Below are 24,399 nucleotides of genomic sequence, written 5' to 3' on the forward strand. Positions count from 1 at the left end.
CGGTAGTTCAGTTGGTTAGAATACCTGCCTGTCACGCAGGGGGTCGCGGGTTCGAGTCCCGTCCGTTCCGCCACTTATTAGAAAATTAAGCCTGCTACTAAGCAGGCTTAATGATAAGAAAATTTAGGGGCGTAGCTCAGTTGGTAGAGCACCGGTCTCCAAAACCGGGTGTCGCGAGTTCGAGTCTCTCCGCCCCTGCCAGAAACAATCCTTAGCATTCTTGCTAAGGATTTTTTTTTACCTGTAATTTGAGTTTTTCCTTCTTTCTATTTTACTCCCGGCATCCTTGCCAGTGTTTTCCTTAATCTTCCAGAATATTTGTTCTCAGCAGATCGCAAATCAGTGCATGTTTATCGCTGTTTTGCAGCCAAACTGCATATAACGGGCGTGAAAGCGTTGTACTGTCGGTAACCGTATGGAGATCGCTTTTGCCTTTAGCCCAGTTGACCGGTAGCCAGCTAAAACCTTTGAGGACTGAAAGTTGCTGCCTGGCCAATTCTGCCGAACTGGTGGTGAGTACCGGCACTTCATCTCCTGCAATCAACCCCGCTTCGTGTTGCTGAAAGTCAGGTCCCCATTCCAGACGCAGATAATTCAGTTCATCTTTGGTTTGTGAAGGTGAACTGCAATAGAGCGCCAGCGTGAAATATCCCAACAGTTGGCTGCTAAATTCGTCCATTTTGGGCGTTTCGGTAGTAATCAGTAGATCAAGCTGTCGTTCATGGAGCTGTTTTACTAACGACTGTCGCTGAGCGATCCTCGCTTCAAACTGCAGGCTGGATTGTGGCTCCTGGGATTGGTACAAACGCCCCAGCCAGCCATTAAGCATGCATTCCCAGAGGGATGCGCTGGCACCAATAGAAAACTCGTTATGCCGCGAGGTATTCGCAACCTCCTTACGTGCGGCTTGCCACGTATTCATCAGCGTTTCAGCGTAAGGCAGTAATTTTTCACCTGCAGCGGTTAAACGGATATTGTTTCTGTGTCGGGTGAACAGGTTTACACCCAATTGATTTTCCAGCTGTCTGATCCGGAAACTAACCGCTGATTGGGTCAGATAGAGCGCTTCAGCAGCCCTGCCAAAGTGGCGTGTCCGGCTAACTTCCAGGAAAGTTTTTAACAATTCCGTATCCACAACTCGCTCCATAAAATTATTTGTCGTTATGATTTAAATCTTTTGTTTGACGCTCTGTCAAGCGTAACTAATACTCCGCGCCATAAATAGCTCGGCCAAAGAATTAGGAGCGTGCAGGATGGCGGAAAGCTTTACGACGACTAATCGATATTTCGATAATAAATATTATCCCCGCGGATTCTCCCGTCATGGTGATTTCACCATTAAAGAAGCACAACTGCTTGAGCGTCACGGTTATGCTTTCAACGAGCTGGATCTGGGCAAGCGTGAGCCGGTAACGGAAGAAGAAAAACTGTTTGTTGCGGTATGCCGTGGTGAGCGCGAACCGGTTACCGAAGCTGAACGTGTGTGGTCAAAATACATGACGCGCATTAAGCGTCCAAAACGCTTCCACACGCTGTCTGGCGGGAAACCTCAGGTGGAAGGTGCGGAAGACTACACCGAATCTGATGATTAATAAAAAAGGGCGAAAGCCCTTTTTTTATGCCAGTAGTTTCTGTAAATGAATGAGTAATCTGTCTATCGCCCGATACCCAACAGCCTCCTGTAAGTGCTGGCGAGAGATATGGTCAGATTGCTCTATATCCGCGATCGTTCGAGCGACCTTTATCAGGCGTAACCAGGCGCGGATGGATAATCCGAGATGCGCCAGCGTTTCTTCAAGCCACTGCGCATCATCGCTACGCAGTGGACAGTATTTATGGATATCCTGGCTGTCCAGATGCGCATTTAACTTATTCTGCCGCTGATACTGACGCTCTCGTGCTGCCATAACGCGTTGCTTCACCGTTGCGCTATCTTCCCCTTTTACCTGGTTCTGGCTGAGGATGCCGGGCGGCGGTAAGGGGATTTCGAGGGAGAGATCGAAGCGGTCAAGAAATGGACCTGATAATCGATTGAGGTAGCGTAGCGTCTGCTCTGGGGTACAGCGGTTATGGTTCCCCTGATAATGTCCTGTTGGGCTGGGATTCATGGCAGCAATAAGCTGAAAACGTGCGGGGTAAGTTATTTTTGCCCGAGTGCGGGATAAATGAATCTGCCCGGACTCAATGGGCTCTCGCAGTGCATCCAGTGTGCGCCGCTCAAACTCGGGGAGTTCATCCAGAAATAGTATGCCGTTATGCGCCAGAGAGATCTCGCCTGGCGCAGGAATAGAGCCTCCACCGACCATGGCGGTTAATGAAGCACTGTGATGCGGCGAACGAAAAGGGCGTTGCTTCCACTGTTTTTGTAGCTTGTCGGAATTGACCAGACTAAGAATCGCGGCGCTTTCCAGTGCCTCATCGTTACTCAGTGGCGGAAGCAATCCTCTCAGGCGACTGGCCAGCATGGTCTTACCCGTACCTGGAGGGCCGATGAGTAAGAGGTTATGACCGCCAGCTGCGGTAAGCTCCAGCCCGCGTTTACCCTGTTCCTGGCCGATAACATCGCTCAGATCATCTGCTAATGCGCAGGGAGTAAAATCTGCCGATGATGGTCTGTCTAAATCATGCTTACCTTCGAGGAATGCGCATACGGCCTGTAGGTGATCGGCTATCAAGCACCCTTCACCGTGTATCAGTCCCACTTCAGCTGCATTCTCTTTTGCGACAATAATTCTCCTGCCTGCGCGAATGGCTTCGGTTGCACTTGAGATCGCACCGGGAACGCCGCGTAACGCGCCTGTAAGCGCTAATTCGCCTACCAGCTCATATGTATCGAGATTATGGGTAGTAAGCTGCTCAGAAGCGGCCAGAAGCGCAACTGCGATAGGTAAATCATATCGTCCCCCTTCTTTCGGGAGATCGGCCGGAGCGAGGTTTATGGTTATCTTCTTTGCCGGGAATTCATAACCGCTATTAATAATCGCACTGCGAACCCGATCGCGGGCCTCTTTTACCGTTGCTTCGGGTAATCCCACCATGGTTAAACCAGGCAAACCATTGCTGATATGTACCTCGATGGTAATGGCTGGCGCATTCACGCCCAGCGCAGCGCGTGTGTGAACAATCGATAGTGACATAAGCCCTCCTGATGAAAGCATTATGTCGCAATACATCGCGGCAAGATTTCACATAATTACGGTTTTTAGAGGCTTATTCCTGTTTTTTTATGTTGCTCAACACTGCTTGCATAAAGCCTGGAATAGCGCTCGCAAACGCTTTTGATTAACGTTTTTAGTAGGGAACGGGTTGCCGAGAATCACCTGAAACGTGAAATATTTTCACTTTTGATTTTTTGTATAAAAAACAACGATATTTATCTAAACCGTTAACGGCGTCAGAAAAACGAATAAAAAAATATCTTGTGTCATTTGCAAATTCTATGGTAACTCTTTAGGTATTCCTTCGAACAAGATGCAAGAAAATACAAAAATGACAGCCCTTCTACGAGTGATTAGCCTGGTCGTGATTAGCGTGGTGGTGATTATTATCCCACCGTGCGGGGCTGCACTTGGACGAGGAAAGGCTTAGAAAACAAGCCTTAACGAACTAAGACCCCCGCACCGAAAGGTCCGGGGGTTTTTTTTGACCTTAAAAACATACACGAGGAGCAGAAAGTGAACGGTAGCATAAAATTCTGTTTCTCAAGATTTACGGCGGGGATGTAACTATGAATGGGGCACAGTGGGTGGTACATGCGTTGCGTGCACAAGGGGTTCAAACCGTCTTTGGTTATCCTGGTGGCGCAATTATGCCTGTTTACGATGCGTTGTATGACGGCGGCGTAGAACACTTGTTGTGTCGACACGAGCAGGGTGCGGCAATGGCGGCGATTGGCTATGCCCGTGCGACCGGTAAAACCGGCGTGTGTATCGCCACTTCCGGGCCTGGCGCTACCAACCTGATCACCGGACTTGCCGATGCGCTGTTAGATTCTGTTCCTGTGGTGGCGATCACCGGCCAGGTGGCCTCACCTTTCATCGGAACGGATGCGTTCCAGGAAGTGGACGTTCTCGGTATGTCTCTGTCCTGCACCAAACACAGCTTCCTGGTGCAGTCACTGGAAGAGCTGCCGCGCATCATGGCTGAGGCTTTTGCTGTGGCGAACTCCGGTCGTCCGGGTCCGGTTCTGGTTGATATCCCGAAAGACATCCAGCTGGCCAGCGGTACGCTGGAGCCGTATTTTACGACCGTCGAAAACGTAGAGGTTTTCCCGCACGCTGACGTTGAGCTGGCACGTAAAATGCTGGCGCAGGCGCAGAAACCGATCCTGTACGTCGGTGGCGGCGTTGGTATGGCGCAAGCGGTCCCGGCTCTGCGTGAATTTATCGCGGTAACCCAAATGCCGGTCGCCTGCACGTTGAAGGGGCTGGGCGCAGTAGAGGCTGACTACCCATACTATTTGGGCATGCTGGGAATGCACGGCACTAAAGCGGCAAATTTCGCGGTGCAAGAATGTGATTTACTGATTGCAGTGGGCGCGCGTTTTGATGACCGGGTGACCGGCAAGCTGAATACCTTCGCACCGAACGCCAGCGTGATCCACATGGATATCGACCCTGCGGAAATGAACAAGCTGCGCCAGGCACACGTAGCATTGCAGGGTGATTTAAATTCTCTGCTGCCGGCATTGCAGCAATCGCTGAAGATTGACGCATGGCGTCAGCATAGCGCTGAACTGCGCACAGAGCATACCTGGCGCTATGACCATCCCGGTGAGGCTATCTACGCGCCACTGTTGTTGAAGCAGTTATCCGATCGCAAACCCGCGGACAGCGTAGTGACAACGGATGTTGGTCAGCATCAGATGTGGTCGGCGCAGCATATGACCTACACCCGCCCGGAAAATTTCATCACCTCAAGCGGGCTGGGCACGATGGGCTTTGGCCTGCCTGCTGCGGTTGGCGCGCAGGTTGCTCGCCCGAACGATACGGTAATCTGTATCTCCGGTGACGGCTCCTTCATGATGAATGTACAGGAACTGGGCACCGTAAAACGTAAGCAGTTGCCGCTGAAAATAGTCTTACTCGATAACCAGCGGTTAGGCATGGTGCGACAATGGCAGCAGCTGTTTTTCCAGGAACGTTATAGCGAAACCACCCTTACCGATAACCCCGATTTCCTCATGTTGGCCAGCGCCTTCGGCATACCAGGTCAACACATCACCCGTAAAGACCAGGTTGAAGCGGCACTCGACACCATGCTGAACAGCGAGGGGCCATACCTGCTTCATGTCTCAATCGACGAACTTGAGAATGTCTGGCCTCTGGTACCGCCAGGTGCCAGTAACTCAGAAATGCTGGAGAAATTATCATGATGCAACATCAGGTCGCCGTTGAGGCTCGTTTCAATCCGGAAACGTTAGAACGTGTTTTACGCGTGGTACGCCATCGTGGTTTTCAGGTGTGCTCCATGAATATGGAAGCCGCCAGCGATGCGCAAAATATAAATATCGAATTGACCGTTGCCAGCCCCCGGTCGGTCGACTTACTGTTTAGTCAGTTAAGTAAACTGGTAGACGTTGCACATGTTGCTATCTGCCAGAGCACAACCACATCACAACAAATCCGCGCCTGAGCGCAAAAGGAAGAAAAATGACGACGAAAAAAGCTGATTACATTTGGTCTAATGGCGAGATGATTCGTTGGGAAGACGCGAAGGTTCACGTGATGTCCCACGCGCTGCACTACGGTACTTCAGTATTCGAAGGCATCCGTTGCTACGATTCTCACAAAGGGCCGGTGGTGTTCCGTCATCGCGAACATATGCAGCGTCTGCGTGATTCAGCCAAGATCTATCGTTTTCCGGTTTCTCAGAGCGTTGATGAGCTGATGGAAGCTTGCCGCGAGGTGATTCGTAAAAACAATCTGACCAGCGCCTATATCCGTCCGCTGGTGTTTGTTGGCGACGTGGGGATGGGCGTTAACCCGCCAGCGGGATACACCACTGACGTGATCATCGCCGCGTTCCCGTGGGGCGCTTACCTTGGTGCAGAAGCGCTGGAGCAGGGGATCGATGCGATGGTTTCTTCCTGGAACCGCGTTGCGCCGAACACCATCCCTACCGCGGCTAAAGCAGGCGGTAACTATCTGTCTTCACTGCTGGTGGGTAGCGAAGCGCGTCGTCATGGCTATCAGGAAGGCATTGCGCTGGACGTGAATGGCTACATCTCCGAAGGTGCGGGCGAAAACCTGTTTGAAGTAAAAGACGGCATTCTGTTTACCCCGCCGTTTACCTCTTCTGCACTGCCGGGTATCACCCGTGATGCGATCATTAAGCTGGCGAAAGACCTCGATATCGAAGTTCGTGAGCAGGTGCTGTCCCGTGAATCGCTGTACCTGGCCGACGAAGTGTTCATGTCCGGTACCGCGGCCGAAATCACCCCAGTACGCAGCGTCGATGGTATCCAGGTGGGCGAAGGCCGCTGCGGTCCGGTCACCAAACGAATCCAGCAGGCCTTCTTTGGCCTCTTCACCGGTGAAACGGAAGATAAATACGGCTGGTTGGATCAGGTTAATCAATAAACATAAATTTGGGACGGCACGCACCGTCCCAATTATTAGACAGACGGGAGTTAATCAAGCATGCCTAAGTATCGTTCTGCTACCACCACCCACGGCCGCAATATGGCGGGTGCCCGCGCACTGTGGCGCGCCACCGGGATGACCGATGATGACTTCGGTAAACCGATAATCGCTGTGGTGAACTCCTTTACCCAGTTTGTGCCGGGTCACGTCCACCTGCGCGATCTCGGTAAGCTGGTTGCCGAACAAATCGAAGCCTCAGGCGGCGTGGCGAAAGAGTTCAACACCATTGCTGTGGATGATGGTATCGCCATGGGGCACGGTGGCATGCTGTATTCACTGCCTTCGCGTGAGCTGATCGCTGACTCCGTTGAGTACATGGTTAATGCCCACTGCGCCGATGCGATGGTCTGCATCTCCAACTGCGACAAAATCACCCCCGGGATGTTAATGGCCTCTTTGCGCCTGAATATTCCGGTGATCTTTGTTTCCGGCGGTCCGATGGAAGCCGGGAAAACCAAGCTCTCTGACCAAATCATCAAGCTCGACCTGGTTGATGCGATGATTCAGGGTGCTGACCCGAAAGTTTCCGACTCACAAAGCGAGCAGGTTGAACGTTCCGCCTGTCCGACCTGCGGCTCCTGTTCCGGTATGTTCACCGCTAACTCGATGAACTGCCTGACTGAAGCGCTGGGCCTGTCGCAGCCGGGGAACGGTTCACTGCTGGCGACTCACGCCGACCGTAAAGAACTGTTCCTCAACGCAGGTAAGCGCATCGTCGAGCTGACCAAACGCTATTACGAGCAGGATGATGCCTCCGCCCTGCCGCGCAACATTGCCAGCAAAGCGGCGTTTGAGAACGCCATGACGCTGGATATCGCCATGGGCGGCTCCACCAATACCGTTCTGCACCTGCTGGCGGCCGCGCAGGAAGCGGAAATCGACTTCACCATGAGTGATATCGACAAGCTGTCCCGCAAAGTCCCGCAGCTGTGTAAAGTGGCACCGAGCACGCAGAAATACCATATGGAAGACGTACACCGCGCGGGCGGCGTTCTGGGTATTTTAGGCGAACTGGATCGTGCCGGACTGCTGAACCGCGACGTGAAAAACGTGCTGGGCCTGACTCTACCGCAAACGCTCGATCGATATGACGTGATGTTGACCAAAGACGACGCGGTGAAAAAAATGTTCCGCGCCGGCCCGGCCGGCATTCGTACTACCCAGGCGTTCTCACAGGAATGCCGTTGGGATACGCTGGATGATGACCGCGCTGAAGGCTGTATCCGCTCGCTGGAGCACGCTTACAGCAAAGACGGCGGTCTGGCAGTTCTGTACGGTAACTTCGCGGAAAACGGCTGTATCGTGAAAACTGCAGGCGTGGATGACAGTATCCTGAAATTCACCGGCCCGGCAAAAGTGTATGAAAGCCAGGACGATGCGGTTGAAGCAATCCTCGGCGGTAAAGTGGTGGCTGGCGACGTGGTTGTCATTCGCTACGAAGGGCCGAAAGGCGGGCCAGGCATGCAGGAAATGCTCTACCCAACCACCTTCCTGAAATCGATGGGCCTCGGCAAGGCTTGCGCGCTGATTACCGACGGTCGTTTCTCTGGCGGTACTTCTGGTCTCTCTATCGGTCACGTTTCTCCGGAAGCGGCCAGCGGCGGTAATATTGCGATCATCGAAGATGGTGACATGATTGCCATCGACATCCCGAATCGTGGCATTCAATTGCAACTGAGTGATGCGGAAATCGCTGCGCGCCGTGAAGCGCAGGAAGCTCGCGGTGATAAAGCCTGGACGCCAAAAGATCGTCAGCGTCAGGTCTCCTTCGCACTGCGCGCCTACGCCAGCCTGGCAACCAGTGCCGACAAAGGTGCGGTGCGCGATAAGTCGAAGCTCGGGGGATAATGACCATGGCGGATTCACAACCTCTATCTGGCGCTCCTGAGGGCGCCGAGTATCTCAGAGCGGTACTGCGTGCGCCGGTATACGAAGCGGCACAGGTAACGCCGCTACAAAAAATGGAAAAACTCTCTTCGCGCCTCGACAACGTCATTCTGGTGAAGCGCGAAGACCGTCAACCCGTTCACAGCTTCAAGCTACGTGGCGCCTATGCCATGATGGCGGGCTTGACCGAAGAGCAAAAAGTGCATGGCGTCATTACCGCATCGGCTGGTAATCATGCTCAGGGGGTCGCTTTCTCTTCTGCGCGATTAGGCGTGAAGGCGCTGATTGTCATGCCAACGGCTACCGCCGATATTAAAGTCGATGCCGTTCGCGGCTTCGGCGGAGAAGTACTGCTGCACGGCGCGAATTTTGATGAAGCTAAAGCTAAAGCGATTGAATTGTCGCAGCAGCAGGGTTTTACCTGGGTTCCGCCGTTCGATCATCCGATGGTGATTGCCGGGCAGGGCACGCTGGCGCTGGAGCTGCTCCAGCAGGACGCGCATCTCGATCGTGTCTTTGTGCCAGTTGGTGGTGGCGGATTAGCGGCAGGTGTTGCGGTGCTGATTAAACAGTTGATGCCGCAAATCAAAGTGATTGCCGTGGAAGCGGAAGATTCGGCCTGCCTGAAAGCGGCGCTGGATGCCGGTCATCCGGTGGATCTGCCGCGTGTGGGGCTCTTTGCCGAAGGCGTGGCGGTGAAACGTATTGGTGATGAAACCTTCCGTCTGTGCCAGGAATATCTCGATGACATCATCACTGTCGATAGCGATGCTATTTGCGCGGCAATGAAAGACCTGTTCGAGGATGTACGTGCAGTGGCGGAGCCTTCCGGGGCACTGGCGCTGGCGGGGATGAAAAAATACATCGCCCAACATAATATTCGCGGCGAGCGTCTGGCGCATGTTCTTTCCGGCGCTAACGTTAACTTCCACGGCCTGCGCTATGTTTCTGAACGTTGCGAGCTGGGGGAACAGCGTGAAGCCTTACTGGCCGTAACCATTCCGGAAGAAAAGGGCAGCTTCCTTAAGTTTTGCCAACTGCTGGGCGGGCGCTCAGTGACCGAGTTTAACTACCGCTTTGCTGATGCGAAAGACGCCTGCATTTTTGTCGGCGTACGTCTGAGTCGCGGGCTGGAAGAGCGTAAGGAAATCCTGCAACTGCTCAACGAGGGTGGCTACAGCGTGGTGGATCTGTCTGATGACGAGATGGCGAAGCTACACGTGCGCTATATGGTCGGTGGACGTCCGTCGAAACCCTTACAGGAACGTCTCTACAGCTTTGAATTTCCTGAATCGCCGGGGGCGTTGCTCAAATTCCTGCATACCCTGGGGACGCACTGGAATATTTCATTGTTCCACTATCGCAGTCACGGCACCGATTATGGCCGCGTACTGGCGGCGTTTGAGTTGGGTGAACACGAGCCTGATTTCGAAACGCGGCTAAACGAGCTGGGTTATGACTGTCACGATGAAACACATAACCCGGCGTTCAGGTTCTTCCTGGCGGGTTAACAACAGCCATTAAAAAAGGGTTCATGTAAAAACATGAACCCTTTTTGCTACTGAATCAGCAGATTACAGCGTGATAACGTCGAATTCGACTTCGGTATTCACGTCAGCGTCGTAATCCACACCGTCGAGGGCAAAACCGAACAGGTTCAGGAATTCCTGTTTGTATCCTGCATAGTCGGTTTCTTGCGCCAGGTTTTCGGTGGTGATCAGCGGCCACAGATCGCGGCATGCCTGCTGAATGTCGTCACGCAGTTCCCAGTCATCCATACGAATACGCTGGTTGTCATCAAGCGCCACTTTATCGCCGTACAGGCTGGTGGTCATCAGACGGTTGATCTGCTCAATACAACCTTCGTGAATCCCCTGCGCTTTCATCAGCTTGAAGACCATGGAGATGTACAGTGGCATTACCGGAATCGCAGAAGATGCCTGGGTGATGACGGATTTCAGTACGGCAACGTTAGCGGAACCGTTCAGCGGGGCCAGCTGGTTACGCAGTTCACCCGCCGCGCGATCGAGGTCTTCTTTCGCTTTGCCCAGCGCGCCGTGCCAGTAGATTGGCCAGGTCAGATCGGTACCGATGTAGGAGTAGGCTACGGTTTTCACGCCGTCAGCCAGCACGCCTGCTTCACTCAGCGCGCCCATCCACAGTTCCCAGTCTTCGCCGCCCATCACGGTGACGGTGTTCTGTACTTCTTCTTCGGTAGCCGGCTCAATGCTGGCGGTGATGATCTGATCTTTGTTGGTATCGATCGCTTTAGAGGTGTAAACCTCACCGATTGGCTTCAACGCAGAGCGGACAACTTCGCCGGTTTTCGGCATTTTACGCACTGGGGAAGCCAGTGAGTAAACCACCAGGTCAATCTGACCCAGGTCTTCTTTAATCAGTTTAATCACTTCATCACGGCATTCGTCAGAGAACGCATCGCCGTTGATGCTTTTGGAGTACAGACCTTCACGCTTGGCCGCTTCGTCGAAAGCTGCAGAGTTATACCAGCCTGCGGAACCTGGTTTGGTATCCGTGCCCGGTTTTTCGAAAAATACGCCGATAGTGGCGGCACCGCTGCCAAAGGCGGCGGAAATTCTGGAAGCCAGACCGTAACCGGTGGAAGCACCGATCACCAGCACGCGGGACGGACCGTTCTCGATTTTCCCGTTCTGCTTAACGTACTCGATCTGCTTTTCCACATTGACTTTGCAGCCAGTCGGATGGGTCGTTGTACAGATGAATCCACGAATTTTTGGTTTGATTATCATAATGATGGCTAATTAAGTTTGTATTTTCGCTGTCAAGTGCGCAATGACACCGTCTGTTCTGGCCTGCTTAACGCGATGGTTAACAAGCCCCCCACTACAATGGATCGCGACATTATACAGAAAAGGAGCGCCAATACTGAATCTACCACTGATTTTAGGCCTGACGCTGGCGCTACTCGGCAGATTTACGTTCCAGAACAATCTTCCAGAACGCGTCGATCAGCGGTTCATGCAGCCGCTTTTTCGGCGCGCAGACGCCCAGCTCGAACGGTGTTTTTTCGTCACTTCGCTCTAAAATCATCACGCGATTACGTACCGGCTCCGGGCTGTTTTCCAGCACCACTTCCGGCAGCAGCGCCACGCCACAGCCCAGCGCCACCATTGAAACCATCGCTTCGTGGCCACCTACCGTGGCGTAAATCGATGGGTTGCTGATTTTGTGACGGCGGAACCACAGCTCGATGCGGCGGCGTACTGGACCTTGATCGGCCATGATAAACGGCACCGTTGACCAGTCCGGCTTATCGACCGATACCTGATTTCGCACCGGGCAGGGCAGGGCTGGGGCGATTAGCACGACCGTCAGATTTTCCAGCATCGAGAACGCCACCGCGCCAGGCAGCGTTTCGGGCTTACCGGCAATCGCCAGATCGGCTTCACCAGTGACCACTTTATCCATCGCATCGGCGGCGTCGCCGGTGGTGAGCTTAATTTCCACCGATGGATGCTCGGCGCGGAAACGATCGAGAATGGGCGGCAGATGGCTGTAGGCGGCAGTTACCGAACAGAAGATATGCAGTTCGCCCGACAGCGACGGCCCTTGTTGATCGAGGGTGTGGCGCAACTGTTGATACTGCAACAGCGTCTGCTGGGCAAATACTCGCAGTTCTTCCCCCGCTTCGGTCAGCGTGACCGTGCGGTTATCGCGCACAAACAGTGGCTGCCCGAGATCTTCTTCCAGCCTCTGAATCTGCCGCGAGAGCGTGGAGGGGCTAACGTGCATTGCCCGCGCGCTGCGGCCAAAGTGACGACTTTCAGCCAAATGCAGGAACATTTTCAGATCGCGTAAATCCACAGACGAGCCTCCGGTTTTCTACGTTGCATAAATTGCAATGTGACGTTGTGAATATATCAATTTCCGCAATAAATTTCCTGTTGTAATGTGGATTCAATCTCGCAAATACAAATCTGCGAACCGAATAATAAGCACCACAACACAACATCACGGAGTACACCATCATGGCTAACTACTTTAATACACTGAACCTGCGCCAGCAGCTGGCACAGCTGGGTAAATGTCGCTTTATGGGCCGCGACGAATTCGCCGATGGTGCGAGCTACCTTCAGGGTAAAAAAGTGGTCATCGTCGGCTGTGGCGCTCAGGGTCTGAACCAGGGCCTGAACATGCGTGACTCCGGTCTGGATATCTCTTACGCACTGCGTAAAGAAGCGATTGCTGAGAAGCGTGCTTCCTGGCGCAAAGCGACCGAAAACGGCTTCAAAGTAGGCACCTACGAAGAGCTGATCCCACAGGCAGACCTGGTTGTTAACCTGACTCCAGACAAACAGCACTCTGACGTTGTGCGTTCCGTACAGCCGTTGATGAAAGACGGTGCGGCGCTGGGTTACTCCCACGGCTTCAACATCGTCGAAGTGGGCGAGCAGATCCGTAAAGACATCACCGTAGTGATGGTGGCACCGAAGTGCCCGGGTACTGAAGTTCGTGAAGAGTACAAACGTGGCTTCGGTGTACCGACCCTGATCGCCGTTCACCCGGAAAACGATCCGAAAGGCGAAGGCATGGCGATTGCTAAAGCCTGGGCTGCGGCCACCGGCGGTCACCGTGCGGGCGTGCTGGAGTCCTCCTTCGTTGCGGAAGTGAAATCTGACCTGATGGGCGAGCAGACTATCCTGTGCGGTATGCTGCAGGCCGGTTCTCTGCTGTGCTTCGATAAGCTGGTGGAAGAAGGTACTGACCCGGCATATGCTGAAAAACTGATTCAGTTCGGCTGGGAAACCATTACCGAAGCGCTGAAACAGGGCGGCATCACCCTGATGATGGACCGTCTGTCTAACCCAGCTAAGCTGCGTGCTTACGCGCTGTCCGAGCAGCTGAAAGAAATTATGGCGCCGCTGTTCCAGAAACACATGGACGACATCATCTCCGGTGAATTCTCTTCCGGCATGATGGCTGACTGGGCCAACGACGATAAGAAACTGCTGACCTGGCGTGAAGAGACCGGCAAAACCGCATTCGAAACCGCTGCCCAGTTCGACGGTAAAATCGGCGAGCAGGAGTACTTTGATAAAGGCGTTCTGATGATTGCGATGGTGAAAGCGGGCGTTGAGCTGGCGTTCGAAACCATGGTGGATTCCGGCATCATCGAAGAATCTGCTTACTACGAATCACTGCACGAACTGCCGCTGATCGCCAACACCATTGCCCGTAAGCGTCTGTACGAAATGAACGTGGTTATCTCTGATACCGCAGAATACGGCAACTACCTGTTCTCTTACGCTTGCGTACCGCTGCTGAAAGAGTTCATGACCACCCTGCAGACCGGCGACCTGGGCAAAGCGATTGCCGAAGGCGCGGTAGACAACGCGCAGCTGCGTGACGTGAACGACGCCATTCGCGGCCACGCTATCGAGAAAGTGGGCCAGAAACTGCGTGGCTATATGACCGATATGAAGCGTATTGCGGTCGCAGGATAATTCCTCGTAGAGAAATGGTATATCAACAGCGCTTCGTAGGCCGGATAAGCGAAGCGCCATCCGGCAAAAAAAGCCCGGTGTTTAAACACCGGGCTTTTTATTAGTTACGGTACAGCACTTTAATGATGTGGTAACCGAACTGAGTGTGCAGCGGGCCGGTTGGCTCCAGCACAGGGCAGGAAAAGACCACTTTGTCGAACGCCGGGACCATCTGGCCCTGACGGAATTCACCTAAATCACCGCCGCGTTTGCCTGATGGGCAGATGGAGTGTTTCTTCGCCAGTTTGCCGAAGTCGGCGCCGTTTTTAATCTGTTCCAGAAGATCCAGTGCCAGTTTCTCTTCTTTAACAAGGATATGCACTGCTGCTGCTGTTTTTGCCATGATCATGCCTTCAAAAAGGGGGCTGTAAGGCTCGCGATTTTAGCATGGCTTACCGTCGATACAGCACTTTGATGATGTGGTAGCCAAATTTGGTTTTTACAGGTCCGTAAGGTTTAAGCAGTGGGCAGCTAAACACAGCAGCATCAAATGGTCCCACCATCATCCCTTGTTTGAATTCGCCCAGATCGCCGCCGTTGCGCCCAGAGGGGCAGCGAGAATAGCGTTTTGCCAAATGATCGAAGCTAATACCGCGATCCAGCTTGCTCAGGATCTCCAGAGCTAATTTCTCTTCTTTCACCAGGATATGCAGGGCTGCCGCGCTCTTAGCCATTATTTTGTTCTCATGTCTCAAAGATGTCCCGTTACTTTATCACCCGTCTTAGTCGTGGACATATACTCTTCGTCATCGCGGGACAGATGTCTCGCCTGATGTATGGAAACGGGAGATGAGCGACATTTTATCTGCCGCATTCCCTTTTGCCGGGGACCGCCGTCCTGTCCCTACAGCCGTAGAGCGAGATAACATGAATACAATGAAAAAACCTGAATTTTCAGTCGGCTGGCTTTCCGGGCTCAGTGATATTGTTTGCGATCCACAGCTCTACGAATTACTGAAATATTGCCCTCTGGACATCTTGCAGCGCTGGCGTTTTGAAGAGATCCCGCGCGGTGTCTTTATCTGTCGACAGGGGGAAATATGCCAGCGTTTTTCGCTGATTATTGCCGGTGAAGTCGATGTTTTCTATGAGGCTGAAGATGGACGTCGTTATCGTCAGGCCCGCTACCGGAAAGGCGATATGCTGGGCGAACTCGAGATTTTTGAGTCGCGTCATTACATCTGTTCGGTGGTGGCGGTTGGACATGTGCAGCTTCTGAGCTTGTCGCAGGAATACTTCAGCCGCTGGCTGGCGTTAGATAACCATTTTAACCAGCGGATGCTGCGCTTCTTTAGTCAGCAATATTACCAGCTGTCGAAAAAGGCCAGTAGCGACAATCTTTACTCGCTGTATCAGCGAGTGTGCCAGGCGTTATGGTTGCGTTATCAACAAGATGGCACGAATAAAATTTTGCTGGATAAGTTAAACCTCAGCCAGGAACTGGCTGCGACAACCCGCAGTATTAACCGTATTTTACATGACCTGAAAGCGTTACAGATTATTGATACCGATGGTGAAAGTATTGTGTTATTAGCCTCTGAAAAACTAAAGCAGGAGGCTGATATCGGATAACCGCAAGAGTGAAGGAGGCGGGTGAATGTCGCTGCAACCCCATATCCAGTTAAATCAGGAGATGACTGGCGCACGATACGCGCTGCTGCCGGGTGACCCACAGCGGGTCGACCGCATCATCAATTTTCTTGATAACCCAGAATCGCTTGGTCAAAACCGTGAGTTTCGCGCCGCGCGAGGCTGGTATCAGGGGATCGAGATTTTAGTACTCTCTACCGGAATCGGTGGGCCGTCTACGGCGATTGCCATTGAAGAACTGCGTCAAATCGGTGTAAAGACCCTGATTCGTATCGGCAGTTGTGGAGCATTGCAGGATAATCTTGCGCTCGGTGACGTGATTATCGCCCATGCCGCGGTAACGGATGACGGGACCAGCCGTACCTATGCGCCTGCTGGCTATCCAGCCTGCGCTGACCCGCAGTTAATCTGGGAACTGATGGCGCAGGCGCGTCAGATGAATATTCCCGCCACATGTGGTCTGGTGCGCAGCCATGACAGTTTTTATACCGACCATGAAGCGCAACTTGATGTTCAGTGGTCGGCGCTTGGCATTCTGGGAGCCGATATGGAGAGCGCCGCTCTGATGACCATTGGTTCGCTACGCGGGTTACGTACGGCATCGTTACTCAACGTGGTTGTCGCTCACAACGGTTGTCTGGATAGCAGCATCAATGATTACGTCCAGCAGGAAACGTTGTGCCAACAGGGCGAAGAACGGCAAATTGTCCTGGCGCTACGCGCCATTCATTCCGATAGTCAGCAAGGAGGTCAGTGATGGACTTTTTTAGCATTAACAATGTAATGGTCAACATTCCTCTCGGCGAAGGCGGCTATGCACTATCGTGGATTGAAGCCATTGGTACCGTATTTGGTCTGCTATGTATCTGGTGTGCCAGCCGGGAAAAAATCATCAATTACCTGTTTGGCCTGATTAACGTCACGCTGTTTGCGGCGATTTTCTTTCAGATTCAGCTCTATGCCAGCCTGTTACTGCAGGTATTTTTCTTCGCTGCTAACATTTACGGCGGGTATGCCTGGAGCCGGCAAAACGAGGCGCAGGAAGCTGCGCTCAAGGTACGTTGGCTGTCCCGCCAGCAAACCCTGGTACTGGGCGGCGTCTGTGCGGTGGCGATAGTATTGATGACGCTGTTTATCGATCCGGTGTTTGCGGTGCTCACCCGTATCATGATTGCCCTGCTGCAAACATTTGGTATGCAGGTCGCGATGCCTGACCTACAGCCCGACGCCTTCCCGTTCTGGGATTCCACCATGCTGGTCTTGTCGATTGCGGCCATGATTCTGATGACGCGTAAATATGTCGAAAACTGGCTGCTGTGGGTACTCATCGACGTGATTAGTGTGGTTATTTACGCGGTGCAGGGCGTCTACGCCATGTCGCTCGAATATGTCCTGCTGACGGCAATCGCGGTGATGGGATCTTACAGCTGGATCAAGAGCGCACAGCGCAACGGTTACACACCGCTTGCCGTGACGGCTTCCTGATTGACCCGATTTTCTGGCTACTCACAGGGGTAGCCTGTTACTCTTTTTCTCCCTCTTTCTGCTACAATCCACCTCCCCCGTGTTTACAGATTGAGCAATCCTTTATGCGTTTGAACCCCGGACAACAACAAGCCGTCGAATTCGTCACCGGACCTTGCCTGGTGCTGGCGGGAGCGGGTTCCGGCAAAACGCGTGTTATCACCAACAAAATCGCCCATCTGATCCGTGAATGTGGCTATCAGGCACGACATATTGCGGCAGTGACCTTTACCAATAAGGCTGCGCGCGAGATGAAAGAGCGCGTGGCGCAAACGCTGGGCCGTAAAGAGGCGCGTGGGTTGATGATTTCCACCTTCCATACCCTGGGACTGGATATCATTAAGCGTGAATATGCGGCGCTGGGGATGAAGTCGAACTTCTCGTTGTTTGACGATACTGACCAGGTGGCCTTGCTTAAGGAACTGACTGAAGGGCTAATCGAAGACGATAAGCTTATTCTCCAGCAGTTGATCTCGACGATCTCTAACTGGAAAAATGATCTGATGACCCCGGCGCAGGCAGCAGCCAGCGCAAAGGGCGAGCGCGATCGTATTTTTGCCCACTGCTATGGTCTGTATGACGCGCATATGAAGGCGTGTAACGTCCTCGATTTTGACGATCTGATCCTGCTTCCCACGCTGCTGCTGCAGCGTAATGAAGAGGTGCGTGAGCGCTGGCAAAACAGAATCCGCTACCTGCTGGTGGATGAATATCAGGATACCAACACCAGCCAGTACGAGCTGGTGAAGTTGCTGGTAGGTAAACGTGCGCGCTTTACCGTCGTGGGTGATGACGATCAGTCGATCTACTCCTGGCGTGGCGCACGTCCGCAGAACCTGGTACTGCTAAGCAAAGATTTTCCGGCTTTGCAGGTGGTGAAGCTGGAGCAAAACTACCGTTCATCAGGTCGTATCCTGAAGGCGGCGAACATCCTCATTGCGAATAACCCGCACGTCTTTGAAAAGCGGCTCTTTTCCGAGTTGGGTTACGGGGCTGAGCTGAAGGTGCTGAGCGCAAATAATGAAGAGCACGAAGCGGAACGCGTGACCGGGGAATTAATTGCCCATCACTTTGTGAATAAGACGCAATATAAAGACTACGCCATCCTGTATCGCGGTAACCATCAGTCGCGTGTGTTCGAAAAGTTTCTGATGCAAAACCGCATCCCGTACAAAATTTCCGGCGGGACGTCGTTCTTCTCGCGCCCGGAGATTAAAGATCTGCTGGCCTACCTGCGCGTGCTGAGCAACCCGGATGACGATAGCGCATTTTTGCGCATCGTAAACACGCCAAAGCGTGAAATCGGTCCGGCCACGCTGCAAAAGTTGGGTGAATGGGCGATGACGCGTAATAAAAGTCTGTTTACCGCCAGCTTTGATATGGGGCTTAGCCAGACACTAACCGGGCGCGGGTATGACTCTCTGACCCGTTTTACGCACTGGTTGGGTGAAATTCAGCGCCTGGCGGAGCGCGAACCGGTTGCCGCAGTGCGCGATCTGATCCACGGTATTGATTACGAATCCTGGCTTTATGAAACCTCGCCGAGCCCGAAAGCGGCTGAAATGCGTATGAAAAACGTCAATACGCTGTTCAGCTGGATGACGGAGATGCTGGAAGGCAGTGAGCTGGAAGAGCCGATGACCCTGACCCAGGTCGTTACTCGTTTTACCCTGCGCGACATGATGGAGCGCGGAGAGAGCGAAGAAGAACTGGATCAGGTGCAGTTGATGACGCTGCATGCCTCAAAAGGACTGGAATTCCCGTATGTATTTATGGTGGGAATGGAAGAAGGATTTTTGCCGCACCAGAGCAGCATCGATGAAGATAATATCGACGAAGAGCGTCGTCTGGCTTACGTAGGGATTACGCGTGCACAAAAAGAACTCATCTTCACGCTATGTAAAGAGCGTCGTCAGTACGGTGAACTGGTGCGCCCGGAACCGAGTCGCTTCCTGTTGGAACTGCCGCAAGATGACGTTATCTGGGAACAAGAGCGTAAAGTGGTGAGTGCTGAGGAGCGGATGCAAAAAGGACAGGCCAGCATCGCTAATATTCGGGCGATGATGGCGAAAGCTAAAGCGAAGTAGATATTTTGTAGGCCGGATACGAGTAAGCGCTATCCGGCAACCAACATCTAATGAACGTCCAGCGGCCAGTGAACATAGCTTTGCCACTGGCTTTCCTGATCGATTAACTCTTTACCCAGCGGATGATGTTCCAGCCAGCCTTCTGGTAGCGTGACCGTCAGGTGCTCGTTTCTTGCATCCATTTGAATTTCAGGCACCAGATCGTCGCGGCGACGGCTGGCGAAGATGATCGCCAAACGTAGCAAACGGCAAAGATGCTCCGCGATGCGCGGTGGCACTGCGTTTTGCTGGTGGAGCGAAGAGAGATCGACGGGATTGGTCTGGTTGAGTAACAGCGTTGCTAGCAGTTTCTTTTGCGCAGGGGTAAAACCCGGGAGATCGAGATTGCGCACCAGATAAGCGGCATGCTGTGGTGCCTGTTTAAAATCAACGCTTAGGCCAATTTCATGCAGCTGACAGGCACTAATCAGTAGTTCGCGGCTAATCGGTTCAAGATGCCACTTTTTTTCTACCTGATCGAGAAATTTAGTCGCTAAATTGGCAACGCGATGTGCTTGCTCTGTATCGACCATAAAGCGACGCTGGATATTGCGTAATGTGCGGCTACGAATATCCTGATCCACCGCCAGGTGCAGCATACCGTAAACCAGACCTTCACGTAATGCCCCGCCGGCCAGGGTCATGCATTGAATGTTCAGTTCGGTGAAAATAGCAATCAGAATGGCCAGCCCGCTGGGGAAAACCAGCGCTCGTTCCAGCGTTAACCCTTCGATTTCCAGCTCTTCCAGACGACCGCAGTGAATGGCGCGCTGCTTAAGCTGTTGAAGTTTGGCCAGCGTAATACGCTCATCCATGCCCTGCGCCATCATGATTTCCTGCAACGCCTGGACGGTACCAGAGGCACCAACGCAAACTTTCCAGCCATGAAAACGCAGTTTGTCGGCGACCGGGCGCAGAACTTCACGTGCGGCCTTCTCTGCCTCGTCAAAGTTTTCCTGTGCCAGATTACGATCGGTAAAATACCGTTCGAGCCAGGTGACGCAGCCCATCGACAGGCTGAACAGAGAGGTGGTTTGTGCACCGGAGCCGGTGACCAGTTCAGTACTGGCGCCGCCAATATCCACAACCAGACGCTGATCGGCACCGCCGGTTGTGTGGGCTACACCTTGATAAATCAGTCGCGCTTCTTCTTCACCGCTAATCACCTGGACAGGGCAGCCAAGGATCTCTTGCGCTTTAGCAATAAACACATCGGCATTTACGGCGATGCGTAACGTTGCCGTGGCGACCACGCGGATTTGTGGATGCGGAATATCCTGCAGACGTTCTGCAAACAGGCGCAAGCATTGCCAGCCGCGCTCCATCGCTTCAACAGAAAGCTCGTTGTCACCGTTGAGTCCAGCGGCCAGACGCACTTTGCGTTTGATACGCGTGAGCGTCTGGATGCTTCCTGCCACCTCGCGTACAACCAGCATATGAAAACTATTCGAGCCGAGATCGATTGCCGCATACAGCGAAGTAGAATTCATACACTTCATCCTTCAACCTGTATCTGTGTTGGCTGCGTTCTCTCACCCGAATCACTTACTAAAGTAAGCTCATCGGGATTCGTTTTCTTGCCGCCTTGATACAGGCTGAATGATTTTGTGTATGGCATAACTTTTCTTAACCTGAACGACGACGATTACGCGGAGCACCACCGGTACGGCGTGGGCCATTGCCTGTGCGCGGGCGCGTTAAGCGCAACGGCTTCGGCAGATCGGTCATCAGCGCATCCGGGTTATACTTGCTGACCGGAATCGAGTGGCCGATATAGGTCTCGATTGCGGGTAAATTCAGCGCGTACTCTTCACAGGCAAGGCTGATAGAGTGACCGCTTGCGCCAGCACGTCCGGTACGACCGATTCGGTGAACGTAATCTTCACAGTCATCCGGCAGGTCATAGTTAAATACGTGCGTTACGGCTGGGATATGCAGACCACGCGCAGCGACATCCGTCGCAACGAGAATGTCGAGATCGCCACGGGTGAATTCATCAAGAATACGCAGACGTTTTTTCTGTGCCACGTCACCGGTCAGCAGACCGACGCGATGGCCGTCCGCAGCAAGGCTGCCCCAGATATCTTCACAACGATGCTTGGTGTTAGCAAAAACAATGGCGCGATCTGGCCACTCTTCTTCAATCAGCGTTTGCAGCAAACGCATTTTCTCTTCGTTGGAAGGATAGAAGAGCTCTTCTTTAATGCGGTGGCCAGTTTTCTGTTCCGGTTCGACTTCAACGTACTCAGCGTTATTCATCTGTTCGAACGCCAGTTCGCGAACGCGGTAAGAGAGCGTTGCAGAAAACAGCATGTTCAGACGTTGGTTGGTTGGCGGCATACGACGGAACAGCCAACGGATATCTTTAATAAAGCCCAGATCGTACATACGATCGGCTTCATCCAGCACCACGACCTGAATCGCGCCCAGATTAATGTGGTTCTGTTTTGCATAGTCGATGAGACGGCCGGTCGTGCCGATAAGAATATCGACGCCGCTTTCCAGCACTTTCAGCTGTTTATCGTAACCGTCGCCGCCATACGCGAGGCCTAATTTCAGACCCGTGGTCTGTGCCAGCGGCTCGGCATCGGCGTGGATCTGCACGGCTAACTCACGCGTTGGCGCCATAATTAACGCACGCGGTTGGTTCACCTTGCGATCGGCAATCGCGGGATGAGAGAGAAGATAATGAAACGTTGACGTCAGGAACGCCATCGTTTTTCCGGTACCGGTTTGCGCCTGCCCGGCAACATCACGACCAGCCAGCGTTAGCGGCAGCGCGAGGGCCTGAATGGGCGTGCAGTTATGAAAGCCTTTGTTTTCAAGGGCTTCTATCACCTTTGGGTGCAGGGCGAAGTCGGAAAACTTCTGTTCTGTTAAATGTGTTTTGCTCATAGTGTGGTAGAATATCAGCTTACTATTGCTTTACGAAAGCGTATCCGGTGAAATAAAGTCAACCTTTAGTTGGTTAATGCTACATCAACACGTCGTTGATTAATGCTATACCAATGCACCAGGCTTATTCCTGTGGAGTTATTATGAGCGATAAAATTATTCACCTGACTGACGACAGTTTTGACACGGATGTACTCAAAGCGGACGGAGCAATCCTCGTTGATTTCTGGGCAGAGTGGTGCGGTCCGTGCAAAATGATCGCTCCGATTCTGGATGAAATCGCTGACGAATATCAGGGCAAACTGACGGTTGCTAAACTGAACATTGACCAAAACCCAGGCACCGCGCCGAAGTATGGTATCCGTGGCATCCCGACCCTGCTGCTGTTTAAAAACGGCGAAGTTGCGGCGACGAAAGTCGGCGCACTGTCCAAAGGTCAGTTGAAAGAATTCCTCGACGCTAATTTAGCGTAAGGAAGTCTCATGATCGGGCGACCCTACTTCGAAATGATTCGGATGACTGGACGCCCGACTTGAGTCGTGCTAAGTTAGTGTTGACTTCGTATTAAACATACCTTATTAAGTTTGAATCTAGTTATATCCAATACTTCCCGTTGTTTCTCGCGCGAGAAGTGGACAGATTCCTGGCTTGTCACTCAATCCGTCTTGTCGTTTCAGTTCTGCGTACTTTCCTGTGACCAGACAGCGAACAGACATGAGTTGATGGCCGTAAACAGGCATGGATGACCCTGCCATACCATTCACAACATTAAGTTCGAGATTTACCCCAAGTTTAAGAACTCACACCATTATGAATCTTACCGAATTAAAGAATACGCCGGTTTCTGAGCTGATCACTCTCGGCGAAAATATGGGCCTTGAAAACCTGGCTCGTATGCGCAAGCAGGACATTATTTTTGCCATCCTGAAGCAGCACGCAAAGAGTGGCGAAGATATCTTTGGTGACGGTGTGCTGGAGATATTGCAGGATGGATTTGGTTTCCTCCGCTCTGCAGACAGCTCCTACCTCGCCGGTCCTGATGACATCTACGTTTCTCCCAGCCAAATCCGCCGTTTCAACCTCCGCACTGGTGATACCATTTCTGGTAAGATTCGCCCGCCGAAAGAAGGTGAACGCTACTTTGCGCTGTTGAAAGTTAACGAAGTTAACTACGACAAACCAGAAAACGCCCGTAACAAAATCCTCTTTGAGAACTTAACGCCGCTGCACGCAAACTCTCGTCTGCGTATGGAACGTGGTAACGGTTCTACTGAAGACTTAACGGCGCGTGTACTGGATCTGGCATCGCCGATCGGTCGTGGCCAACGTGGTCTGATTGTTGCTCCGCCGAAAGCGGGTAAAACCATGCTGCTGCAGAACATCGCGCAGAGCATTGCCTACAATCATCCTGACTGCGTGCTGATGGTGCTGCTGATTGACGAACGTCCGGAAGAAGTTACCGAGATGCAGCGTCTGGTGAAAGGTGAAGTGGTTGCGTCTACTTTTGACGAACCTGCCTCCCGCCACGTTCAGGTTGCGGAAATGGTTATCGAGAAGGCGAAACGTCTGGTTGAACACAAGAAAGACGTTATCATTCTGCTTGATTCCATCACCCGTCTGGCGCGTGCATATAACACCGTGGTTCCGGCTTCCGGTAAAGTACTGACCGGTGGTGTGGACGCCAACGCCCTGCATCGTCCGAAGCGTTTCTTTGGTGCAGCACGTAACGTGGAAGAGGGCGGTAGCCTGACCATCATCGCGACTGCGCTGATTGATACCGGCTCTAAAATGGATGAAGTTATCTACGAAGAGTTTAAAGGTACCGGCAACATGGAACTGCATCTCTCTCGTAAGATTGCTGAAAAACGCGTCTTCCCGGCTATCGACTACAACCGTTCCGGTACCCGTAAAGAAGAGCTGCTCACCACCCAGGAAGAGCTGCAGAAAATGTGGATTCTGCGCAAAATCATCCATCCTATGGGTGAAATCGACGCAATGGAATTCCTCATTAACAAACTGGCGATGACCAAGACCAATGACGACTTCTTCGATATGATGAAGCGTTCCTGATTCGGGCATCATCTGAAAACGCCACGTTTTTACGTGGCGTTTTGCTTTTGTGGATGTAATCTTAACGACACAATAATAATAATCCGGTATGACATACCGCCTGGCGACGAAGGGTTGTAATTCGTATTTTGTGGTTAATAA

Annotated in this window: 23 protein-coding genes and 1 tRNA gene; 16 read left to right on the plus strand and 8 right to left on the minus strand. The window is 52.6% G+C overall.

Going from position 1 to position 24,399, the window contains the following annotated elements; translation table 11 throughout:
* The first annotated feature begins 125 nt into the window (after positions 1 to 125).
* Positions 126 to 201 (plus strand) — tRNA-Trp (locus OGY83_RS00780).
* Between the two features lie 100 nt (positions 202 to 301).
* Here the strand turns inward: OGY83_RS00780 and hdfR are convergent.
* Positions 302 to 1,147: an HTH-type transcriptional regulator HdfR gene (hdfR, locus tag OGY83_RS00785; protein WP_095533172.1), complete on the minus strand. Its 846-nt coding sequence runs from the start codon at positions 1,145 to 1,147 to the stop codon at positions 302 to 304.
* 106 nt (positions 1,148 to 1,253) lie between these two features.
* On the opposite strand from hdfR, the gene maoP reads away from it, so the two are divergent.
* Positions 1,254 to 1,592, plus strand: a complete 339-nt coding sequence (maoP, locus tag OGY83_RS00790; RefSeq protein WP_003018025.1) for a macrodomain Ori organization protein MaoP — start codon at positions 1,254 to 1,256, stop codon at positions 1,590 to 1,592.
* 24 nt (positions 1,593 to 1,616) lie between these two features.
* Here maoP and OGY83_RS00795 read toward each other — a convergent pair whose 3' ends face one another.
* Entirely contained in the window at positions 1,617 to 3,137 is a 1,521-nt protein-coding gene (locus OGY83_RS00795; RefSeq protein WP_286634921.1) for a YifB family Mg chelatase-like AAA ATPase, read from the minus strand.
* A gap of 352 nt (positions 3,138 to 3,489) precedes the next feature.
* Here OGY83_RS00795 and ilvL point away from each other — a divergent pair, with 352 nt between their 5' ends.
* The 6 genes from ilvL to ilvA all read left to right on the plus strand — a co-directional run bounded on the left by ilvL (position 3,490) and on the right by ilvA (position 10,042).
* The gene (ilvL, locus tag OGY83_RS00800; protein ID WP_001311244.1) at positions 3,490 to 3,588 is read left to right on the plus strand and encodes an ilv operon leader peptide; all 99 of its coding nucleotides are present in this window, start codon (positions 3,490 to 3,492) and stop codon (positions 3,586 to 3,588) included.
* 139 nt (positions 3,589 to 3,727) lie between these two features.
* The gene (ilvG, locus tag OGY83_RS00805; protein WP_286634922.1) at positions 3,728 to 5,374 is read left to right on the plus strand and encodes an acetolactate synthase 2 catalytic subunit; all 1,647 of its coding nucleotides are present in this window, start codon (positions 3,728 to 3,730) and stop codon (positions 5,372 to 5,374) included.
* Positions 5,371 to 5,634: an acetolactate synthase 2 small subunit gene (ilvM, locus tag OGY83_RS00810; RefSeq protein WP_003018017.1), complete on the plus strand. Its 264-nt coding sequence runs from the start codon at positions 5,371 to 5,373 to the stop codon at positions 5,632 to 5,634. The genes ilvG and ilvM overlap by 4 nt, the downstream gene beginning before the upstream one ends.
* A 17-nt stretch (positions 5,635 to 5,651) precedes the next feature.
* A complete protein-coding gene (locus OGY83_RS00815; RefSeq protein WP_003018014.1) occupies positions 5,652 to 6,581 on the plus strand; it encodes a branched-chain amino acid transaminase in 930 nt (309 codons plus the stop codon).
* 60 nt (positions 6,582 to 6,641) lie between these two features.
* Positions 6,642 to 8,492, plus strand: coding sequence for a dihydroxy-acid dehydratase (gene ilvD / locus OGY83_RS00820; RefSeq protein WP_286634924.1), 1,851 nt, complete (start codon positions 6,642 to 6,644; stop codon positions 8,490 to 8,492).
* A 5-nt stretch (positions 8,493 to 8,497) separates the two neighbouring features.
* Positions 8,498 to 10,042, plus strand: a complete 1,545-nt coding sequence (gene ilvA / locus OGY83_RS00825) for a threonine ammonia-lyase, biosynthetic (RefSeq protein WP_286634925.1) — start codon at positions 8,498 to 8,500, stop codon at positions 10,040 to 10,042.
* A gap of 63 nt (positions 10,043 to 10,105) precedes the next feature.
* Here the strand turns inward: ilvA and fabV are convergent, their stop codons facing one another.
* Positions 10,106 to 11,299 carry an enoyl-ACP reductase FabV gene (fabV, locus tag OGY83_RS00830; RefSeq protein ID WP_003829025.1) on the minus strand — a complete coding sequence of 398 codons (1,194 nt, stop codon included), beginning with the start codon at positions 11,297 to 11,299 and terminating at the stop codon, positions 10,106 to 10,108.
* Positions 11,300 to 11,471: 172 nt separating this feature from the next.
* Positions 11,472 to 12,374 (minus strand): HTH-type transcriptional activator IlvY, encoded by a 903-nt coding sequence (gene ilvY, locus OGY83_RS00835; RefSeq protein WP_003829023.1) that lies wholly within the window; start codon positions 12,372 to 12,374, stop codon positions 11,472 to 11,474.
* Between the two features lie 164 nt (positions 12,375 to 12,538).
* Between ilvY and ilvC the strand changes: the two genes are divergently transcribed.
* Positions 12,539 to 14,014: a ketol-acid reductoisomerase gene (gene ilvC / locus OGY83_RS00840; RefSeq protein WP_003829020.1), complete on the plus strand. Its 1,476-nt coding sequence runs from the start codon at positions 12,539 to 12,541 to the stop codon at positions 14,012 to 14,014.
* Between the two features lie 100 nt (positions 14,015 to 14,114).
* Here ilvC and ppiC (OGY83_RS00845) read toward each other — a convergent pair whose 3' ends face one another.
* A complete protein-coding gene (ppiC, locus tag OGY83_RS00845) occupies positions 14,115 to 14,396 on the minus strand; it encodes a peptidylprolyl isomerase PpiC (RefSeq protein ID WP_003017999.1) in 282 nt (93 codons plus the stop codon).
* Between the two features lie 49 nt (positions 14,397 to 14,445).
* Positions 14,446 to 14,727, minus strand: a complete 282-nt coding sequence (ppiC, locus tag OGY83_RS00850) for a peptidylprolyl isomerase PpiC (RefSeq protein ID WP_038634595.1) — start codon at positions 14,725 to 14,727, stop codon at positions 14,446 to 14,448.
* A 193-nt stretch (positions 14,728 to 14,920) separates the two neighbouring features.
* Between ppiC (OGY83_RS00850) and OGY83_RS00855 the strand changes: the two genes are divergently transcribed.
* From OGY83_RS00855 to rep, 4 genes are all read left to right on the plus strand, one after another.
* Positions 14,921 to 15,625 carry a Crp/Fnr family transcriptional regulator gene (locus OGY83_RS00855; protein WP_123269236.1) on the plus strand — a complete coding sequence of 235 codons (705 nt, stop codon included), beginning with the start codon at positions 14,921 to 14,923 and terminating at the stop codon, positions 15,623 to 15,625.
* Positions 15,626 to 15,650: 25 nt separating this feature from the next.
* Positions 15,651 to 16,400 carry a nucleoside phosphorylase gene (locus OGY83_RS00860; protein ID WP_286634927.1) on the plus strand — a complete coding sequence of 250 codons (750 nt, stop codon included), beginning with the start codon at positions 15,651 to 15,653 and terminating at the stop codon, positions 16,398 to 16,400.
* Positions 16,400 to 17,128 (plus strand): nicotinamide riboside transporter PnuC, encoded by a 729-nt coding sequence (gene pnuC / locus OGY83_RS00865; RefSeq protein ID WP_286634929.1) that lies wholly within the window; start codon positions 16,400 to 16,402, stop codon positions 17,126 to 17,128. Before OGY83_RS00860 ends, pnuC begins: the two co-directional genes overlap by 1 nt.
* 104 nt (positions 17,129 to 17,232) lie before the next feature.
* Positions 17,233 to 19,254, plus strand: a complete 2,022-nt coding sequence (gene rep / locus OGY83_RS00870; RefSeq protein WP_003829018.1) for a DNA helicase Rep — start codon at positions 17,233 to 17,235, stop codon at positions 19,252 to 19,254.
* A gap of 47 nt (positions 19,255 to 19,301) precedes the next feature.
* Here rep and gppA read toward each other — a convergent pair whose 3' ends face one another.
* Together gppA and rhlB are read right to left on the minus strand one after the other, a co-directional pair.
* Positions 19,302 to 20,783, minus strand: coding sequence for a guanosine-5'-triphosphate,3'-diphosphate diphosphatase (gene gppA, locus OGY83_RS00875; RefSeq protein WP_003829016.1), 1,482 nt, complete (start codon positions 20,781 to 20,783; stop codon positions 19,302 to 19,304).
* A 136-nt stretch (positions 20,784 to 20,919) separates the two neighbouring features.
* A complete protein-coding gene (rhlB, locus tag OGY83_RS00880) occupies positions 20,920 to 22,188 on the minus strand; it encodes an ATP-dependent RNA helicase RhlB (RefSeq protein ID WP_286634930.1) in 1,269 nt (422 codons plus the stop codon).
* Positions 22,189 to 22,331: 143 nt separating this feature from the next.
* Between rhlB and trxA the strand changes: the two genes are divergently transcribed.
* From trxA to rho, 3 genes are all read left to right on the plus strand, one after another.
* A complete protein-coding gene (trxA, locus tag OGY83_RS00885) occupies positions 22,332 to 22,661 on the plus strand; it encodes a thioredoxin TrxA (protein ID WP_001280776.1) in 330 nt (109 codons plus the stop codon).
* A 130-nt stretch (positions 22,662 to 22,791) separates the two neighbouring features.
* Positions 22,792 to 22,911: a rho operon leader peptide gene (locus tag OGY83_RS00890; protein ID WP_049259789.1), complete on the plus strand. Its 120-nt coding sequence runs from the start codon at positions 22,792 to 22,794 to the stop codon at positions 22,909 to 22,911.
* An 87-nt stretch (positions 22,912 to 22,998) separates the two neighbouring features.
* A complete protein-coding gene (gene rho / locus OGY83_RS00895; protein ID WP_002437993.1) occupies positions 22,999 to 24,258 on the plus strand; it encodes a transcription termination factor Rho in 1,260 nt (419 codons plus the stop codon).
* Positions 24,259 to 24,399: the final 141 nt, after the last annotated feature.

Source organism: Citrobacter sp. Cpo090 (assembly GCF_030332665.1).
Lineage (GTDB): Bacteria > Pseudomonadota > Gammaproteobacteria > Enterobacterales > Enterobacteriaceae > Citrobacter > Citrobacter portucalensis.

Excerpts from the sequence above, each read along its gene's own strand:
- ilvD (WP_286634924.1), top strand. The coding sequence starts at position 6,642 with ATGCCTAAGTATCGTTCTGCTACCACCACCCACGGCCGCAATATGGCG.
- hdfR (WP_095533172.1), bottom strand. The coding sequence starts at position 1,147 with ATGGAGCGAGTTGTGGATACGGAATTGTTAAAAACTTTCCTGGAAGTT.
- maoP (WP_003018025.1), top strand. The coding sequence starts at position 1,254 with ATGGCGGAAAGCTTTACGACGACTAATCGATATTTCGATAATAAATAT.
- ilvC (WP_003829020.1), top strand. The coding sequence starts at position 12,539 with ATGGCTAACTACTTTAATACACTGAACCTGCGCCAGCAGCTGGCACAG.
- rep (WP_003829018.1), top strand. The coding sequence starts at position 17,233 with ATGCGTTTGAACCCCGGACAACAACAAGCCGTCGAATTCGTCACCGGA.
- ppiC (WP_003017999.1), bottom strand. The coding sequence starts at position 14,396 with ATGGCAAAAACAGCAGCAGCAGTGCATATCCTTGTTAAAGAAGAGAAA.
- OGY83_RS00795 (WP_286634921.1), bottom strand. The coding sequence starts at position 3,137 with ATGTCACTATCGATTGTTCACACACGCGCTGCGCTGGGCGTGAATGCG.
- ppiC (WP_038634595.1), bottom strand. The coding sequence starts at position 14,727 with ATGGCTAAGAGCGCGGCAGCCCTGCATATCCTGGTGAAAGAAGAGAAA.
- ilvL (WP_001311244.1), top strand. The coding sequence starts at position 3,490 with ATGACAGCCCTTCTACGAGTGATTAGCCTGGTCGTGATTAGCGTGGTG.
- OGY83_RS00855 (WP_123269236.1), top strand. The coding sequence starts at position 14,921 with ATGAATACAATGAAAAAACCTGAATTTTCAGTCGGCTGGCTTTCCGGG.
- OGY83_RS00860 (WP_286634927.1), top strand. The coding sequence starts at position 15,651 with ATGTCGCTGCAACCCCATATCCAGTTAAATCAGGAGATGACTGGCGCA.
- ilvM (WP_003018017.1), top strand. The coding sequence starts at position 5,371 with ATGATGCAACATCAGGTCGCCGTTGAGGCTCGTTTCAATCCGGAAACG.
- gppA (WP_003829016.1), bottom strand. The coding sequence starts at position 20,783 with ATGAATTCTACTTCGCTGTATGCGGCAATCGATCTCGGCTCGAATAGT.
- rho (WP_002437993.1), top strand. The coding sequence starts at position 22,999 with ATGAATCTTACCGAATTAAAGAATACGCCGGTTTCTGAGCTGATCACT.
- rhlB (WP_286634930.1), bottom strand. The coding sequence starts at position 22,188 with ATGAGCAAAACACATTTAACAGAACAGAAGTTTTCCGACTTCGCCCTG.
- pnuC (WP_286634929.1), top strand. The coding sequence starts at position 16,400 with ATGGACTTTTTTAGCATTAACAATGTAATGGTCAACATTCCTCTCGGC.
- OGY83_RS00815 (WP_003018014.1), top strand. The coding sequence starts at position 5,652 with ATGACGACGAAAAAAGCTGATTACATTTGGTCTAATGGCGAGATGATT.
- ilvG (WP_286634922.1), top strand. The coding sequence starts at position 3,728 with ATGAATGGGGCACAGTGGGTGGTACATGCGTTGCGTGCACAAGGGGTT.
- ilvA (WP_286634925.1), top strand. The coding sequence starts at position 8,498 with ATGGCGGATTCACAACCTCTATCTGGCGCTCCTGAGGGCGCCGAGTAT.
- trxA (WP_001280776.1), top strand. The coding sequence starts at position 22,332 with ATGAGCGATAAAATTATTCACCTGACTGACGACAGTTTTGACACGGAT.
- fabV (WP_003829025.1), bottom strand. The coding sequence starts at position 11,299 with ATGATAATCAAACCAAAAATTCGTGGATTCATCTGTACAACGACCCAT.